Raw genomic sequence first — 18439 nt, forward strand, 5'->3', positions numbered from 1 at the left:
GCAGAACTGGCTAGAAAGGAGACTCACTTTGAAATCCAACACAAACAGTTTTCCAGAAAATTTCTTATGGGGCGGCGCAGTAGCGGCCAACCAGGTAGAGGGCGCTTTTTTAGAGGATGGAAAAGGTTTGTCCACAGCAGATGTAATGCCACGTGGCATTACAGGGCCGATCATGGAGATTCCTGAAGGTGAATATCCTTCTCATGAAGCTATCGATTTTTACCACCGGTATAAAGAAGACATCGCAATGTTCGCAGAAATGGGCTTTCGCTGTTTTCGGACTTCAGTTGCATGGACACGTATTTTTCCAGAGGGAGATGAAGAGATTCCTAATGAAGAGGGCATCCGCTTCTATGAAGGCTTGATAGATGAGTTGCTCAAATACAATATAGAACCTGTCATTACGATCTCTCATTATGAAATGCCTTTAGGATTGGCCAAGAAGTATGGAGGTTGGAGAAGCCGTAAGACCATTGAATGCTATGAACGGTATGCCAAGGTTCTATTTGAGAGATTAAAAGGGAAAGTCAAGTATTGGATGACTTTTAATGAAATTAATATTCTGGCCCATTATCCGTTCACAGGTGGTGGAATTATCCTCCGGGAAGGAGAGAATAAGAAACAGGTTCAATATCAGGCGGCACACCATCAGTTCATAGCAAGTGCACTCGCCGTAAAGGCTTGTCATGAAATTATACCTGATGCCCAAATCGGCTGTATGTTGGCTTATATTCCCGCATATCCGTTGACGAGTGCACCGGAGGATGTCTTTGCCGCCCTGCAAGGTGAAAGGGAAATCCTGATGTTTGGCGATGTACAGGCCAGAGGAGGTTATCCATCCTATGCAGCGCAATTTTTCAAGGAGAATGAAGTGGTACTTGAAAAAGAACCCGGGGATGATCTTATTCTGAAAAGCTACCCTGTTGATTTTATTGGCTTCAGTTACTATATGAGCCGTGCTGTGAGTGCAGATCCGGAGGGGAAAGAGACTACAGCGGGTAATTTGTTCGGTGGTGTCAAAAATCCATATTTGCCTTCATCGCAATGGGGGTGGCAGATTGATCCGCTGGGTCTAAGAATTGCTCTTAATCTATTATATGACCGTTATCAGAAGCCGTTATTTATTGTAGAGAATGGTCTGGGTGCAGCAGACAATCTAGAAGCTGACGATACGATTAATGATGATTATCGGATCAATTATTTGCGGGAGCATCTCTTGGAGGTCTCGAAGGCTATTCAGGATGGTGTCGATTTAATCGGATACACCAGCTGGGGACCGATTGACTTGATCAGTGCATCTACCGGAGAAATGAAAAAGAGGTATGGTTACATTTATGTAGATAAAGACAATGATGGTAAAGGAACCCTTAGAAGAATAAAGAAGAAAAGCTTTGCCTGGTACAAGAAGGTAATTGCTTCTAACGGGTCTGACTTAGACTAAATATTTTACAGATAAAAGCCGTCCTTTCATTAAGGATGGCTTTTCTGTCGAGAAGAAATATATATAATGATACCCGCAACAGGCTCGGTTTTAGGCAAGAGCTATTCATTGTATGAAGAACAATCATTTAAATGACCTCGAAAAAAATTAAAAACGCCTCTTGATTTACAAAATCCTTATAGTATATTTTCTTGTATGATTAGAGAAACTTTTGAATGAAGGAAGGATTGGGTATGAATTGGAGTCGTTTTTATCGAAAATTTTTTTTGCGAATAAGAAATATAAAATTTCAAAATAAATTAATGCTTGGATATGTGTTGGTATGTGTAATTCCTCTCTTGTTTGTAAGCGCGTTCATATTTCGGCAAGCAGCAAAGGGTTTAGAAGATTCTTCCCAAGAATTTGCTTCGCTGTATACGTCACAAATAAGAACTACGTTGAATGAATTTATTAAAGAGTATGATGAGGTCACAAAGTCAGTATTGGTAGATAATGAGTTGATTTACAAGCTCGGTGAATCAAGCAGTTTGCCCTTGAGTGAGGTCGTTAATCAAAGGCTTGCTGTACAGCGGTTGCTGATGCGGGTTGCCTTGCTCAAATCAGAGATGGGAACCATTATGCTGATTGCTAGAGATGATGGCGTCTATCAGTATAGTACTTCAACGAATAAAGTGAACGAGAACTTATTGTTATCTCAGGAGTGGTACAAAAAGCTTCGTGATTCCAATGAAACCTTCTTTATTACTGGATTACATGATCGTTCCTACTACGAGGATAAAGGGGATGGGGCAGTTGTGACAGTAGGAAGGGTGCTGTTTAGCTCAGAAGGAGCATATGCAGGGATGCTGCTGATTGACATGGATCCGTTTACATTGCTGCAGCTCGATCATGAATTCATCCTTGCACGTGACAAGTATGGTATAAGCGTAGTTATAAGTAATCTCCAACAACAAATTGTATACCATTCCGATGCTGCCAGCGGGCGTTTGTCCTGGAAACAAGTGCTCGAATCAGGAAGCGATTATATCAAGGATAACGAAAGCAAAGATTACATTACGTTATTAGGAAGCACTTTACAAGGTGAGTTATCGATCAAAACTGAAATTCCTCGCTCAAGGTTGCTACAGAAAATTAATCAAATTAAAGTCATGACGGTTATCGTAATTCTAATGAGCTGTCTGATCATAACCCTCTTTTCACTTGGTTTAAGCTATACGATTACAAGGCCTATTAAGGCGCTCCGGAGAAGTATGAAGCAGGCGGAATTAGGGCAATATCTCCCTATTGAGAAAGAGCAGGCTCACGATGAAATTGGAAGTTTAGTGCACAGCTACAACAAAATGATTACGACCATCCGTACTTTAATTGAAGATGTTTACATCGGGGAGATCAAACAACGGCAAGCTAAATTTATTGCCCTCCAGAACCAAATTAATCCCCATATGCTCTACAATACCTTGGAATCAATTCGGATGAAGGCACTGGTAAAGGATGATGACGAGACTGCGGACATGATTAAAATTCTGGCGCGCATGTTCCGTCTGGCATTAGCCAAGGAAGGAAAACGCCATACAGTTAAACATGAGCTGGAATATACCGCGAATTATTTACAGCTTCAGAACATTCGGTTCGATAATTCATTCAAGATTGAATTTAAAATACCCGATGAGATGCTTGAATGTAGTATCATCCCCCTGGTATTTCAGCCAATAGTTGAAAATAGTATCAATCATGGATTTGAAAACTATAGTCAAAGAATGAATATTGTGATTGAGGGGCATTGGACGGAACGGGGAGAGATGTTATTCCGGATTACGGATAATGGGGCTGGAATGAGCCTTGATAAGCAATCCGAGCTTCAAGCTCTATTGGACGGGGCGGAATCGCACAAATACAAACTGGAAGATATGAATGAACCCGCGGAAAAAGGGCTGGGACTGCAAAATATCGCGGAACGCATAAAACTACATTATGGTGACCGGTATTATCTGACGATTGTTGCCGGAGTGAAGGACGGAACCACAATTGAAATATTGATTCCGAGAAACGGGAGGGATAGGATATGAGAATTGTTATAGTAGATGATGAGAGAGGCATTGTAGAGGGTCTTATAAAGATCATAGGCCGATATCTTCCGGACTGTAAGATTATCGGTACAGCATTTAACGGGCTAGAGGGTTTCGAAACAATACAAAGGCTGCGACCTGATATTGTAATAACGGATATTCGGATGCCCAAGGCTGATGGTCTCGAAATGATCAAGATGCTTGAAGAAGAGAATGTTCCGACCAAATTCATCCTACTAAGCGGGTATGCGGACTTTGAGTATGCCAGAAGAGGGATGAAGTTGGGAGTGCAGTTCTACATTAACAAGCCAGTTGAGGAGGAAGAATTACGTGACAGTGTAAATCAGGTCATGGAGACGATCCGTGCAGACAGGATCAGACTGCAGAGTGTGAACGAACTCAAACAAGAAATTAATAGCCGCATTCAAGAAGAGACTTTGCGAGACATTATCGATCTTGGAACTGACAATACAGAACTGATGGAAGATCTGTTGAGGAGCGCCCAAATTCCTACAACAGGTCTCTGGTTCAATTCGCTCATGCTTGAAATCGGCGGTAGCATCGATGCGCTCAAAGAACTTGGTTTTCAACCGCTCTTTCATCAGATAGATCTGGCTTTAACACACTTTCAAAAAGTGTACCGGTTTCGCTACTTCGGGTCGCAAATCGCTATCGTCATCGCCCATAACAGTAATATTCCTTACGGTAGACTGGTTCATGCGGTTCAAAGCCTGAAACAGGTAGTGTTACGTGAACTACAGTTGTCTATCAGCGTTGGTATTAGCACAACGAATAAGGGGGCAACAGGAATCTGCCGGTCTTTTGAAGAAGCGCGAAATGCCCTAAGCTACAAAGTCATTAAGGGAGGAGACGCTGTAATCTCCTATACTGAAATTATTAAAATAACGGGTCATAGCCATGCGGTTTCTGAAGAGACAATATCCAGACTGGAAGAAGCTCTGGATAACATGAATGAAGCGGAGTGTGTAGCAATTATCCATGAGATTTTCCGGGGAATGGTCGACGAGCCGTGGATGAATCCCGCAGATCTCCAGTTGTGGTGCTTGAACATACTTCTGTCAAGTATCCGAAAATTATCCTTTCAACAGCTCCAGCAGAATGAACGGGTCGGCCGACATATATTATCGTTGGAAGGCATTTCACGGTTTAAGACACTTGAATATTTGGAGGAATGGATGATCCAAGTCATCCAGGGAATTATCCATTTTAAGTTGGAGCATAATCTATCCCAGAAAAAAGATATCATTTCGGAAATAAAAGTTTATGTATCCAAACATTACAATGAACAGATCAGCCTGGCAGATTTGGCTGCTCGTTTTTTCATCAGCCCCTATTATTTAAGTCAGTTGTTCAAACGAAAGACAGGAGACAACTATTTGAATTTTTTGACACAGCTGCGGATAGATAAAGCAAAAGAGTTGTTGGAGAATACAGATTTGAAAGTGTATGAAATCTGCCAGATGGTTGGATACTCGGATACACAGCATTTTTCAAGGATGTTCGAAAAGCTAACAGGCAGCAAACCCAGAGATTTCAGGAAAAACACACTGAATAGATAAGTCATCACTTCCTTTAGCTCTAAGTTCAAACCAAACATTGAAATGCGCAAGCAACTAGTGCGGTACGCGATTGAACAAGAACTGAGAAATCCAGTTCTGTGTTTCGGCGGTACCGCGCGTTTTTTTATGTCTACTCCAGATTGAATAAAGAATTCAGGTTGCACTCATCTATATCTCAGCCAGAAAGCAGGATATTAAAAATGACTTGTTTAAACTTAAAAATGCCCAATTGAGCGTAGCTTTGGCTGGTTATATAGTTTAACTGTAAGCGGATTCAATAAAGTTATTAAGGGGGAAAAACATGAAAGTTAAAAAGATTGGTTTATTGTTGGCGGCAAGCGCTCTCGCGATTACTGCTGTAACCGGTTGCGGTGGTAACAAAAATAATTCCGAGGGAACCGCAACTGCTAATCCTAATCAAGGCCAAAATCAGACCGCTTCAGGAGATGAAATTGTCGACGTTGAAGTCTGGGGTACCAATATCGGTTATAAACCGATCACTAAAGGAAGCAAGTTGTACGAATTCTACAAAGAAAAGCTAGGCGTAGGTGTCATTCATCCATATGTAGAATGGAATGGTGGAACAAACTATCTTAATCAGCTGAATATGAAGATTGCTGCTAATGAAATGCCAGACCTATTCCTTCCACAGCAAGGTTTGGAAGATAGCTTGGCCAAAAACGGAGCGATTGCCGATTTGACAGAGTTGCTGCCGAAATATGCACCGAATGTGTGGAATGCCATACCGCAAGATATGTGGGATATAGTTAAGGCGAACGATCCTAACGGTCAAGGGAAAATATATTATATCCCTGGGGTGGTAGACTACGGAAGATATGCCAGCATGATTCGTCAGGATTGGCTCGACAAGCTGGATCTGCAAATGCCTACTACTCAAGAGGATTATGTAAAGGTGCTGGAGGCATTCCGGGACAAAGATCCAAACGGTAATGGACAGAAGGACGAAATCCCGACAGGAGGCCGGGAGCAGGTAAGATGGATGGACCAATTGTTCGCGATGTATGGTGTAGCAATGTTCGAAGGTTATCCGGACTGGGACATTTATGACGGTGAGCTAACTTACTCTGCGGTGAGTCCAAATATGAAGGCGGCTTTGGAATTCATTTCGAAGCTTTACCAGGAAGGATTAATAGACAAAGAGTCGCTACTGAACAGTAAGGACAAGTGGGACGGTAAGATCCATTCCAATAAGGTGGGAAATTACTTCCACTGGGTGGAATCTGGCTATTTACCTTTGGAAAATTTGTATAAGAATACAGGTGTAAAGGCTGAATTCACTGTATTGCCTGTACCTAAAGTAGAGGGGTATGAAGGTTTCTACACTTGGAAAAGATTCACTCCTCCAGCCTGGGTCGTTAAAAACAACAAGGATGAGAAAAAGCTGATGGCTACCCTGAAGCTTCTAAACAATATGTATGATGAAAAGGTATGGAAAGATTTGTATTTGGGTGTAGAAGGAATGCACTATACGATGAAAGATGGTCAAGCAACCAAACTCCCGGATGATAAGAGCACACAGGAGAATTTGATTCTTGACCCATACGCAAAAATATCCACACTTGATTTCATGATGGATCTCAACAAGAGTACAGCTTCAGAAGATAGAATGTGGGCAATTGATCAGGTTAACAAAAATATGTTAGAGGCCCAAAAATATGCCAAAGTCATTGCTGGAGACGGCATGCCAGCCAGTGTATATGACGACTATCCAGATATAAACAACCGTACGCTGTATGTAGAGTATGCTTCCAAAATTATTCTTGGCCAATATCCAATTAGCAAATTTGATGAGTTTGTAGAGAAATGGAACAAATCCGGCGGAGAAGAGGTTACTAAGCGTGCCAGAGAATGGTATGCAAAAGTAAAAAAATAAACGGATTAACGTATGAATCCGCTCGGCTTGGTTTTAGTCGGGCGGATTTATAATGAACCTTGTGAATTTAGGTACCAATACCAGAGTATAGGGAAGTGAAGATAAATGACTTATATTTGTAATCCGTTGAATATTGAATACAAATATCAGTTTGTTGATACAGCAGGAACTTTGGTTGCCTTCAGGGAAGCAGCAGACCCGACACTGGTGATATTTCATGGACAATACTATCTGTTTCCGTCGATGACAGCGGGATTTCTTACAAGCAGCAATCTGACTGACTGGACTCTCCATCCGCTTAAGGGGGTGCCGGTTTATGACTACGCTCCCGATGTGCGGGTAATCGGGGAGTACCTCTACTATTCCGCATCGAATAAATCAAGAAGCTGCTCCTTCTACAGGACCAAAGATCCAATCAACAGCAGTTTTGAAGAAATCCAAGGAATGTTCCCCTTCTGGGACCCCAATTTATTCTTGGATGTTGACGGTAGAGTATATTTTTACTGGGGCTGTTCTAACCAGACGCCTATTTATGGTGTAGAACTAAACCCTGAGACTATGATACCTATAGAACAACCAATAGCACTTATATATGGCAACAGCGATAGGATTGGATATGAAAGAAAAGGTGAAGATCATAATCTCCGATCACCAGAACAGATTGATGCTATCGTTCAAAAGTTCACCAGCATCAATCCAGGGGCTTCGGAAGAAATTATAAAAAAATTCAAAGGCTCTGTCGGAAACGATCCGTACATTGAGGGAGCTTGGATGGAGAGACATAACGGTAAATACTATCTTCAATATGCCAGCCCGGGAACGGAGCATAATATTTATTCAGACGGAGTCTACATATCCGATAACCCACTAGGCCCGTTCACACTGGCGAACAATAATCCATTCTCTTACAAGCCGGGCGGGTTTATACCGGGAGCCGGACACGGATCAACAATGAACGATAATCACGGGAATCTTTGGCACGCTTCATCTATGAGAATCAGTATGAGCCATATATTCGAAAGACGGTTAGGGCTGTGGCCGGCCGGTTTTGATCAGGACGGCGAATTATTCTGCAATCAGCGGTACGGAGACTGGCCGTACTCCATCGTGCAGTCTCTGATGAATCCATGGAGCAATCCGCAATGGATGTTACTCTCTTATGGGAAACCTGCTAGAGCTTCTTCATCGGAGAAAGGAAAAGAAGCTTCTAAGGCGACGAACGAAAATGTGCAGACGTGGTGGAAGGCACACTCTAATACTCCGGGAGAATGGCTTGAAGTCGACCTAGGATATGAATGTAGCGTGTATGCCGTACAAATTAATTTTGCAGATGATCAAATGCATGCAGACCTTCCTTCTGGAACATTGTTGCAGGGAGACCGACTAATAGATGAGCGTCAACATGTCACCAGATGGCTCCTGGAAGGCTCTGTGGATGGTTGTGAATATTTTGTAATTAAGGATAAAACGACAGTAAATACGGATTTGCCACATGATCTCATCGTGCAGGAGGAAGGGACAACAGCCAGATTCATCAAATGTACAGTCATGGAACTGCCGTTCAACCAGCCAGCCTGTATTTCCGGACTCAGAGTATTCGGAATTGGTAAAGGAGTATTGCCGAAGCAGGCAAGCGGAATCAAAACGCATTTGCTGGGCAAGCTGGACCTTTCAGTAAAGTGGAATAGGGATGAGACTGTGGGAAACAATGTGCTCTGGGGATTTGCACCGGACAAGTTATATCACAGCCATATGTTGTTCGACTGTAATCAAGTAACGATTAAAGCGCTAATTGAAGGTCAACCGGTATATGTTAGAGTCGATACATTTAATGAGAAAGGGATTACCGAAGGAGAAGTATACAAAGCGGTCTAGCATAGAAAAACCAGTAGGCATAGGATTGTATTTTTGTCCTATGATCCTAAAAATGACCGGGTAGGAACTTAAAAACGCCCGATTGAGCGATGGAACTACAAAATATATAGTTATATTGTAAACGAATTCAACAACGAAATATTGGGGGGGAAACTTTGAAATCTATTGCATCTCATCAAATGAAGGTATATTGGCCGCTCTATGTGATGGCAGTTCCAGGGATTATATTTCTCATCGTGTTCAAATTCATTCCGCTGGCCGGTGCTGTAATCGCATTCAAAGATTATTCTGTTTTCCAGGGATTTATCGATAGTCCTTGGGTAGGTCTCAAACATTTTAAAACTCTGCTTCACCATCCTGATTTCGCCAATGTTTTTAGCAACACACTGATGCTGGGATTTTTCAAGCTTGTAATCGTTTTCCCAGTGCCTGTTTTATTGGCAATGATGATCAACGAGATTCGAAAGTCCGCATTGAAGAAGGGAGTCCAGACTGCACTGTATATTCCGCACTTCTTGTCTTGGGTAATCGTGGGCGGTATTCTGTTCGATTTCTTTTCGTTAAGCGGAATGTTCAACATTATTCTTGGATGGTTCGGTGCTGAGCCTGTTCTAGCCATGCAGGAAAGTGCATACTTCAGACCTATTTACGTGCTGGCCTCCATATGGAAGGATGCGGGTTGGGGAACGGTGGTCTACATGGCCGCTATCAGTGCAATTGACCCTCAACTCTATGAATCAGCAATGATCGATGGTGCGTCCAGATTCAGACAGATCCGACATATTACATTCCCGATTTTGCTTCCTACTGTGCTTGTGCTGTTCTTGCTCGATATCGGAAACTTCTTGGATCTCGGCTTCGATCAGGTATTTAATTTACTGACTCCGATGACATACAATGTGGGCGATATTTTGGATACTTATGTGTTCCGGACGGGTGTTCAGCAGGGACAGTATAGTTTCGCAACTGCAGTTGGATTGTTTCAATCGGTAATTGGATTTATTATGGTTTACACCTTCAATAAGTTGTCTAACAAGATTTCAGATGGGGGGCTCTGGTAGATATGCTTGCATCAAAGGGAGAAAAAACATTCGTAGGAATCATTACAGGTCTGCTCATTCTGTTCTCTATCATAGCGCTCGTACCGCTTGTGTCCGTAATCGCTACTTCTTTAAGCTCTAAAAGTGCTGTAGACATGAATCTGGTCACATTGTGGCCGAAGGAATTTACTTTTGACTCATGGAAGTACATTATTGACCGTCCTGATTTATGGAGATCGTTCTTTTTGACGCTAAGTACTACTTTAATTGGGACCGTGCTGGCACTTCTAATGACGGCTCTGTTCGCTTACCCATTGTCGAAGCCGGAATTTCGCTGGGGCTCTGTCATCATGATGGCTGTTGTAATCGCAATGATTTTCAAGGCCCCCATAATACCCTATTTTTTGACGGTGCGTGGTATCGGTCTTTATGATAATCCACTGGTTCTGATTATACCGCATATTCTGAATCCATTTAATCTGATTATCATGAGAACCTTTTTTAAGCAATTTTCCAAGGAATTGGAGGAAGCGGCCTTTCTGGAAGGCTGTGGATATTTCCGGATGTTGTTCCAATTCGTACTTCCGCTATCAAAGGCTGTACTGGCTACCCTTGCTTTGTTTTATGGGGTGGTACTATGGAATCAGTTCCAGCATCCGTTATTATTCCTGCAGGATACAAACTGGTTTCCTCTGCAAATCAAAATCCGCCAATTTATTACCGACGATAGTGTCATCATGTCGGGTGCCGCATCGACAATGGACCTTAACTATAATACGCGAACCTTAAGAGCAGCGACTGTTATCTTTGCAATTGCTCCGATTATTGCAGTATATCCTTTCCTGCAGAAGTATTTTGTTAAGGGAGCCATGATCGGTTCTGTTAAAGGATGATTCTTTTACACAAACTAATCAGGATGCAATCCGAAACAAAGAGCTTTTGAGGGGGAGAAATATGAGTCTCAAAAGGGTTGGTTTATTACTAATAGCAAGTGTTTTTGCCTTTACTTCTATAACCGCTTGTAGTGGAAATGCTAACAATTCTGCTGGTTCCAACGTTCCTAACCAGAACCAGGATTCCAACGGAGATGACATTGTTGATATTGAAGTATGGGGTACCAACATCGGCTATCAACCGGTTACCAAAGGCAGTAAACTGTACGAACTTTATAAGGAAAAGCTGGGTGTAGGCGTTCTTAATCCGTATGTAGAATGGAATGGAGGGACCAATTACCTCAATCAGCTGAACCTTAAGATCGCTGCTAATGAAATGCCTGATTTGTTCGTACCTCAACAAGGACTCGAGGACAGTCTCGCTAAGAACGGAGCGATTGCCAATCTGACTGAATTGCTGCCTAGATATGCTCCGAACGTGTGGGAGGCTATTCCGGAGGATATTTGGAAAGTAGTAAAGGCAAATGACCCTACTGGCCAAGGGGGGATCTATTATATTCCCAATGTGGTTGAGTACGGCAGATACGCTGCTCTGATCCGACAGGATTGGCTCGATAATTTGGGGCTGGAGATGCCAAAGACTCAGGATGAATATGTAAAGGTGCTGGAGGCTTTCCGGGATAATGACCCTAACGGCAACGGCCAAAGGGATGAAATTCCAACCGGTGGCCGGGAGCAGGTGCGCTGGATGGATCAATTGTTTGCTATGTATGGCGTGGCAATGTTCGAGGGTTATCCGGACTGGGATATTTACAATGGTGAGCTGACATATTCTGCGGTTACACCAAACATGAGAGCCGCATTAGAATTCATAGCCAAGCTATATAAGGAAGGCTTGATTGATAAGGAGTCGCTTCTAAATAGTAAAGACAAGTGGGAAGGTAAAATCCAATCGGATAAGGTAGGGGTTTATTTCCACTGGGTTGAGCAGGGGAATTTGGTGTTCGAGAACCTGTATAAGAACACTGGTGTGCAGGCAGAGTTCTCTGTACTTCCTGTACCTGAGGTGGAAGGCTATAAAGGCTTTTATACGATGAAGAAGTTTGCCTCTCCTCTGTGGGTCGTTAAGAATAACAAGGATGAGGAAAAGCTTATGGCCACGCTAAAACTGCTTAACAATATGTACGACAAGAAAAACTGGAAAGACCTGTTCCTTGGTGTAGAAGGAATGCACTATACAATGAAAGACGGCAAAGCCATTAAGCTTCCAGATGACAAGAGCACACAGCAGAATCAGATTCTGAATCCGGCTACAAGCATATCGACACTGGATCTTACAATAGACCTCTTCAATAGCACGGTATCAGAAGATTCTAAGTGGGCCATTGATCAGGTCACCCGGAATATGCAGGAAGCTCAGAGATATGCCAAAGTCATTGCCGGTGATGGTATGCCAGTCAGTGTATACGATGGCTTCCCGGACATTAATAATCGCACGCTTTACACTGAATATGCAGCCAAAATTATAATTGGACAGTATCCGATAAGCAAATTTGACGAGTTTATAGAGAACTGGAACAAATCTGGCGGCGAAGAGGTTACAAAGCGCGCCAGAGAATGGTACGCCAAAGTACAGCAGTAAACTCAAATGCGATAAATTTCCGCTCGGCCATTTACAGGCCGGGCGGAAATTCTAATCCGGACTTTGCTGCAAGGAGCACATAAGACAAAACTAGATTATGCAGGAGGTAAACATGAGCAAGCGTTTAACGGAAGTGCTGCAAGGCCATGAGGATAATTACATTCTTCCTTTTCTCTGGCAGCATGGTGAAGAGGAACTGGTAATCCGGGAAGAGATTGCCCGTGTCCATGAATCGGGGATCGGGGCAATCTGTGTTGAGGCGCGGCCTCATCCTGATTTTCTCGGACCAAAGTGGTGGCAGGACATGGATATTATCATGGATGAGTCCCGAATGCGAGGCATGAAGGTATGGTTGCTGGATGACGATCATTTTCCGACTGGACATGCGGCAGGCAAGGTGAAGGAAGCTCCGGAAGAGCTTCAGCGTAAATTTTTGGGTGAACACTATATTGATACCCTTGGTCCTGCAAAGGGTGCTTCGCTGCTGCTCGATACCTTGCTGATGACCGGACTCCGGCCGACATTCTCCCTGCGCAGCAACGCCAGTGGCACAAATAAGCTGATCTCAGTAGTTGCGGTCCGCCGTGACCCATCTAATGGAGCATTAGTTGGGGACTGCGTAGACATTACTGAATTCGAGCATGATGGAACCCTTTACTGGGACATCCCTGAGGGTTATTGGCGGATCTTTATTATTTCAGAAAATAAGGATGGCGGCAGCAAGCAGCAGGAAGATTATTTGAACCCGCTTGTCCGGGATTCAGTCCGCATTCTGCTGGATACGGTCTATGAGCCTGTCTATGAACGCTATAAAGCAGATTTTGGCAAAACCTTTGCCGGATTCTTTTCAGACGAACCCGGATTTTATAACGATAAGACTACCTTCGACTTTAATTCGAAACCAGGAAAACAAGGGGTGTCGCTTCCCTGGAGCAGTGAAATGCCAGCCTTGCTTGAGCAGGCGCTCGGTGAGGATTACCGCAGGCAACTGCATCTTCTCTGGCATGATACGGGGGGACAATCACATATTGTCCGCTACACGTATATGAACATTGTCAGCAAGCTTTATGCAGAGAATTTCTGCAATCAAATCGGAGATTGGTGTAGAGGCCGCGGGGTAGAATACATTGGGCATGTTCTTGAAGACAACAATGTGCATGCAAGACTTGGACCGGGCACCGGACATTTCTTCCGTTCACTCTGGGGACAAGATATGTCTGGCCTTGATGTGGTGCTGTGGCAAATTGTTCCCGGCTTTGATCAATTGTCTTTCCGCCAGCCAATGGGGGGAGAGACGGATAGTGAATTCTTCCACTATGGCCTCGCTAAGCTTGGTGTGTCGCTCGGGCATATTGATCCTAAGAAACAAGGCCGGACAATGTGTGAAGTATATGGGGCATATGGCTGGACAGAAGGCTTAAAGCTGATGAAATGGCTGACAGATCACATGCTCGTCCGCGGCGTAAACCATTTTGTTCCGCATGCGTTTACCCAAAAAGCTTTTCCGGAACCGGATTGCCCGCCGCATATGTATGCAGGCGGACAGAATCCACAGTACCGCTATTATGGCTATCTTAACCGTTACATTAACCGGATTAGCCACCTGATTTCAGGGGGGACACATGTAGCGTCTGCGGCCGTCGTCTATCATGCTGAAGCTGAATGGTCAGGGAACGCGATGTACTTTCATAAGCCGGTTAAGGCTTTGATGCAGCATCAAATCGATTGTGAAGTGATTCCTGTTGATGTTCTTCTGGAGGCAGCTAGTGTGAAGGACCATAAATTAGTGGTGAACCGCGAGGATTATAGCTGCCTTATTATACCTTATGCGGAAGCACTCCCGGCAGCGATGTTAGAGCGTCTGCTCCAGTTTGCCGAACAAGGCTTACCCGTCTGTTTTGTTGACGGATTCCCGGAACGCTCGAGTGAGGGTATAGATGTATCCGGTGAACTGTCATCACTATCGGCTCATCCGAATGTTAAGACTTGCGAATTAGGCAAGCTTGCGCAAGGGCTTATTGCAGACGGTTATTATGAGGTCAGAGCTCAGCAATACGAGCCCTATCTCCGGAATTATCATTATACTCATGATGATTTAGATGTTTTTATGTTTTTTAACGAAAGCCCGAATCAGGTGATATCCACGAAGATTGTTCTACCGGTTCGAGGAGATGTTTATGCTTATAATGCTTTTCTTAATCAGATAAGAAGGTTAGAGGTAGTTGGGCTGTCAGGTGCAAGAACTGTAGAGCTTGTTTTGCATCCGTATGAATCGATTGTCCTGCTGCATGGCCCTTCCCTAAAAGATTACCCTGCCGCTCCGCTGCAGAGGGCAACAGGCTCAACCTTTGAATTAAAAGAAGAGTGGACAGTCTCCATTGCCGATGCAGATCATTACCCGCAGTTCAAGGAGTGGGAGACATTAACAGTATTGAAGAATATGAGCGGTCGTGGAGACCTGCCCAGCTTTTCTGGCACGTTCCGTTACGAGACGGAATTTGAGTGGAACAATTCTTGTAACAGCGCATTGCTTGCACTAGGAGAAGTCTATGAAACGGCAGAAGTATGGATTAATGGTGAGCATGTAGGTATGAACCTTTGCCCACCGTATCGGTTGGAGATAGCTGGTCAGATTCGCCAAGGGACCAACAGCCTAGTGATTGAGGTTACAAATACGCTTGTTAAAGACCAGCGGGACTTCTTGTCTTCCTTCTCCCAGCAAGAGCCTAGCGGCCTTATTGGTCCTGTGACAATTACACCGGTGACTGGCAGCTGAGCTACTAACTAGACCTGATGAGGAGGTATTTAGATGAACACCATTACTAATCCCATACTGCGGGGATTCAATCCTGATCCGTCTATTGTACGCGTAGGAGACAATTATTATATTGCCACCTCTACTTTTGAGTGGTTCCCGGGAGTTCAGATTCATCATTCCAAGGATCTGACTCATTGGAGATTACTGAATCGGCCATTGGACCGGATATCACAACTGAACATGCAGGGGAACGGGGATTCCGATGGTGTCTGGGCACCTTGCCTGACGTATGATAACGGTCTTTTCTATTTAATTTATACAGATGTTAAATCTCATAAAGGTGCCTTTAAGGACACCCATAACTATCTGGTGACAGCAGCAGATATAGAAGGTCCATGGTCGGAACCGGTATATTTGAACAGTAGTGGATTCGACCCGTCTTTATTTCATGATGACGACGGCCGGAAATGGTTGCTCAATATGTTGTGGGATTTCCGCAAGGGGAAGAACAAGTTCGGCGGCATTGTCATTCAGGAATATTCGCAGGCCGAAGAAAGACTGGTTGGTTCGGCTACTACAATCTTTGTTGGAACAGATATAGGATTTACGGAAGGTCCGCATGTATATAAGCGGGACAGCTATTACTATCTGGTTATGGCGGAAGGCGGAACCCGTTATCAGCATGCCGTTACTGTTGCGCGATCCACTTCGCTTCTCGGACCGTACGAGGTTGATCCGCTCAATCCGATGCTGACTAGCAGCGGTAATGCAGGGCTGGAACTGCAAAAAGCAGGGCATGCTTCCCTGGTTGAAACTCAAAATGGTGAATGGTATATGGCCCACTTATGTGCAAGGCCGGCGGACGGCCATCATTGTACGTTGGGCAGGGAAACAGCTCTACAGAAATGTTACTGGGACGACAAAGGCTGGCTTCGTCTGGAAGGGGGAGGAAATTCTCCTTCTGCTACGGTACAGGCACCAGTCTTGCCGCTTCATCCGTTTGAACCGGAGCTGGAGCGGGATGATTTTGACGCACCCATGCTGGGTAACCAGTGGAACACCCTGCGGATACCTCCGGACCAGGGTTGGATCTCGCTTAGTGAGCGGCAAGGCTTTCTGCGGCTAAAGGGAATGGAATCATTAAGCTCCTGCCACAGGCAGAGTTTGGTTGCCCGCCGGCAGCAGTCATTTTGTATGGTAGCGGAGACGGTAATCGAATTTGATCCTGAGAGCTTTCAGCAAATGGGCGGCCTGATCCTTTATTATAACACAGAAGATTATGTGTACTTAAGGATTACTCATCTTGAGCAGCAAGGCAGAGTGATTGGGATTATCCAATCGAAACATGGAGTATACGATGAGCTGCTAGTGGCTGATCTGCAGTTGCCGAATTCCAGTCCGGTCCGATTAAAGGCTGTTGTCAATCGGGATAGTCTGCAGTTCTACTATGCAATTGAAGCTGGGAGTTGGTGTTCTATTGGCGGGGAGATCAATATTCTGCATCTTTCGGACGAAGCTTCGGAGCCATTGCGTTTTACCGGTACATTCGTAGGAATGTGTGTGCAGGATTTGGGAGGCAACAGGCAGCATGCTGATTTTGATTACTTTATTTATAAGGAAAGTGAGTGATCGGATTGTCTATAATACAGTTTCCAGAAGATTTTTATTGGGGAGCAGCCACGGCAGCTTATCAGATAGAAGGAGCGTGGAATGAGGGGGGACGTGGCCAGTCAATTTGGGATACTTACGCGCATGCTCCCGGGAATATCCGTAATGGTGACAACGGGGATATCGCTTGTGACAGCTATCACCGTTATGAAGAGGATATTGCTTATATGAAGGAGCTCGGGCTTCGTACCTATCGGTTCTCAATATCCTGGTCCAGAGTTTTCCCCAATGGTACGGGAGAGCTTAACAAGGAAGGACTTGCCTACTATCACCGTCTGGTGGACAAGCTACTTGAGAATGGAATTGAACCTTTCTGTACCTTATATCACTGGGATCTTCCGCAGACACTACAGGATATAGGAGGCTGGAAGAATCGTGAGACTATCGAGGCCTTTACCCAGTACTCCGAGATAATGTTCCAGTCATTCCAAGGGAAAATTAAATACTGGACTACCTTCAATGAGCCATGGTGTGTCTCTTTCAAAGCCCACTACATAGGAGATTTGGCTCCCGGAGAGAAGAATCTGCAAAGTGCGCTTGATGTTGCCCATCATCTGATGATCGCCCACGGCAGGACCGTCAAGCTGTTCCGGAAGCTGGGAGTTCCCGGGCAAATCGGCTATGCACCGAATGTAAGCTGGCGCACACCATTTAGTCCTAAGCAGGAGGATGTCGATGCATGCCGCCGTAGAATAGGCTGGATGGTAGAATGGTTTATGGACCCGCTTTTCAAGGGAGAGTATCCTGAGTTCATGGCCGCAGCTTTTGAGGCCGCGGGAGCGAAGGTTGAAATTCAGCATGGGGATATGGAAGATATTAATCAACCCATCGATTTTCTTGGAATCAACTATTATACGGGCTCATTAGGACGATATCAGAAGGATAATGGATTATTTGATCTTGAGGATATTGATGAAGGCTATGAAAGAACCGACTTTAACTGGCCGATTTACCCTGAAGGACTGTACAAGGTACTCGTCCACATTACAGATCGCTATGGGCCGATTCCAATCTATATCACCGAGAACGGAGCATGTTATGATGGCAATCCTGTCCAGGGAAAGGTTCAGGACACCAAGCGTATTGCATATCTAAGCAAACATTTAACTCAGTTAAACCGGGCGATTGAGGCGGGGGTTTCTGTGAAGGGTTATTTCGCTTGGTCTTTACTTGATAATTTTGAGTGGGCTGATGGCTACAGCAGGCGTTTCGGCCTGATTCATGTGGATTTCAACACATTGAAAAGAACGCCCAAAGACAGCTTTTTCTGGTATAAAAAGGTTATAGCAAATAGATGGATGACCATTTGATAGCTTAAGTTAGCATTGATTATGGATAAGGTTGATGAAAATTAAGAATTTCGGGTTGAGGACTATATAAAAACAGGGCGTGCAGATAATTTTATCAGCACACCCTGTTTTTTAATGTTTTGGAAGGTCGGAACGAGCGTTATCCGGATGAAGAAGACATCGATCAGAATACCAAAGGCTTGCGTGAAGCTGATCTGTTTGAGCATCGCATTAGTCGTGAAGATGGAGCTTGCGAAAACAGAAAACATAGTTACGCCGCGTCCAGCATGACA

11 protein-coding genes are annotated in these 18439 nt (G+C 44.3%); all 11 read left to right on the forward strand.

Annotated features, from left to right (window positions below; genetic code table 11):
- Positions 1–28 precede the first annotated feature (28 nt).
- Positions 29–1441: a 6-phospho-beta-glucosidase gene (gene ascB / locus NSU14_RS06145; RefSeq protein WP_039298797.1), complete on the forward strand. Its 1413-nt coding sequence runs from the start codon at positions 29–31 to the stop codon at positions 1439–1441.
- Positions 1442–1656: 215 nt separating this feature from the next.
- Positions 1657–3507, forward strand: coding sequence for a sensor histidine kinase (locus NSU14_RS06150; RefSeq protein ID WP_231575196.1), 1851 nt, complete (start codon positions 1657–1659; stop codon positions 3505–3507).
- Positions 3504–5087 (forward strand): helix-turn-helix domain-containing protein, encoded by a 1584-nt coding sequence (locus tag NSU14_RS06155; protein WP_042139079.1) that lies wholly within the window; start codon positions 3504–3506, stop codon positions 5085–5087. The genes NSU14_RS06150 and NSU14_RS06155 overlap by 4 nt, the downstream gene beginning before the upstream one ends.
- A gap of 301 nt (positions 5088–5388) precedes the next feature.
- Positions 5389–6981 (forward strand): ABC transporter substrate-binding protein, encoded by a 1593-nt coding sequence (locus NSU14_RS06160; RefSeq protein ID WP_042139078.1) that lies wholly within the window; start codon positions 5389–5391, stop codon positions 6979–6981.
- 126 nt (positions 6982–7107) lie between these two features.
- Entirely contained in the window at positions 7108–8856 is a 1749-nt protein-coding gene (locus NSU14_RS06165; protein WP_256703846.1) for a family 43 glycosylhydrolase, read from the forward strand.
- A gap of 155 nt (positions 8857–9011) precedes the next feature.
- The gene (locus NSU14_RS06170; protein ID WP_042139076.1) at positions 9012–9917 is read left to right on the forward strand and encodes an ABC transporter permease; all 906 of its coding nucleotides are present in this window, start codon (positions 9012–9014) and stop codon (positions 9915–9917) included.
- Positions 9918–9919: 2 nt separating this feature from the next.
- The gene (locus tag NSU14_RS06175; protein ID WP_042139075.1) at positions 9920–10789 is read left to right on the forward strand and encodes a carbohydrate ABC transporter permease; all 870 of its coding nucleotides are present in this window, start codon (positions 9920–9922) and stop codon (positions 10787–10789) included.
- Positions 10790–10850: 61 nt separating this feature from the next.
- A complete protein-coding gene (locus NSU14_RS06180) occupies positions 10851–12431 on the forward strand; it encodes an ABC transporter substrate-binding protein (RefSeq protein ID WP_042139074.1) in 1581 nt (526 codons plus the stop codon).
- A 112-nt stretch (positions 12432–12543) separates the two neighbouring features.
- Positions 12544–15207 (forward strand): glycosylhydrolase-like jelly roll fold domain-containing protein, encoded by a 2664-nt coding sequence (locus tag NSU14_RS06185; protein ID WP_042139072.1) that lies wholly within the window; start codon positions 12544–12546, stop codon positions 15205–15207.
- Between the two features lie 33 nt (positions 15208–15240).
- Positions 15241–16818, forward strand: a complete 1578-nt coding sequence (locus NSU14_RS06190) for a glycoside hydrolase family 43 protein (RefSeq protein ID WP_042139071.1) — start codon at positions 15241–15243, stop codon at positions 16816–16818.
- Between the two features lie 5 nt (positions 16819–16823).
- The gene (locus NSU14_RS06195) at positions 16824–18167 is read left to right on the forward strand and encodes a GH1 family beta-glucosidase (protein WP_042141469.1); all 1344 of its coding nucleotides are present in this window, start codon (positions 16824–16826) and stop codon (positions 18165–18167) included.
- Positions 18168–18439: the final 272 nt, after the last annotated feature.

Source organism: Paenibacillus sp. FSL R10-2771 (assembly GCF_038000205.1).
GTDB classification, from domain to species: domain Bacteria; phylum Bacillota; class Bacilli; order Paenibacillales; family Paenibacillaceae; genus Paenibacillus_AQ; species Paenibacillus_AQ phytohabitans.

What these genes read in the sequence shown, in the direction of transcription:
- NSU14_RS06190 (WP_042139071.1), top strand. Translation starts at nt 15,241, where the DNA reads ATGAACACCATTACTAATCCCATACTGCGGGGATTCAATCCTGATCCG.
- NSU14_RS06150 (WP_231575196.1), top strand. Translation starts at nt 1,657, where the DNA reads ATGAAGGAAGGATTGGGTATGAATTGGAGTCGTTTTTATCGAAAATTT.
- NSU14_RS06155 (WP_042139079.1), top strand. Translation starts at nt 3,504, where the DNA reads ATGAGAATTGTTATAGTAGATGATGAGAGAGGCATTGTAGAGGGTCTT.
- NSU14_RS06180 (WP_042139074.1), top strand. Translation starts at nt 10,851, where the DNA reads ATGAGTCTCAAAAGGGTTGGTTTATTACTAATAGCAAGTGTTTTTGCC.
- NSU14_RS06185 (WP_042139072.1), top strand. Translation starts at nt 12,544, where the DNA reads ATGAGCAAGCGTTTAACGGAAGTGCTGCAAGGCCATGAGGATAATTAC.
- NSU14_RS06175 (WP_042139075.1), top strand. Translation starts at nt 9,920, where the DNA reads ATGCTTGCATCAAAGGGAGAAAAAACATTCGTAGGAATCATTACAGGT.
- NSU14_RS06160 (WP_042139078.1), top strand. Translation starts at nt 5,389, where the DNA reads ATGAAAGTTAAAAAGATTGGTTTATTGTTGGCGGCAAGCGCTCTCGCG.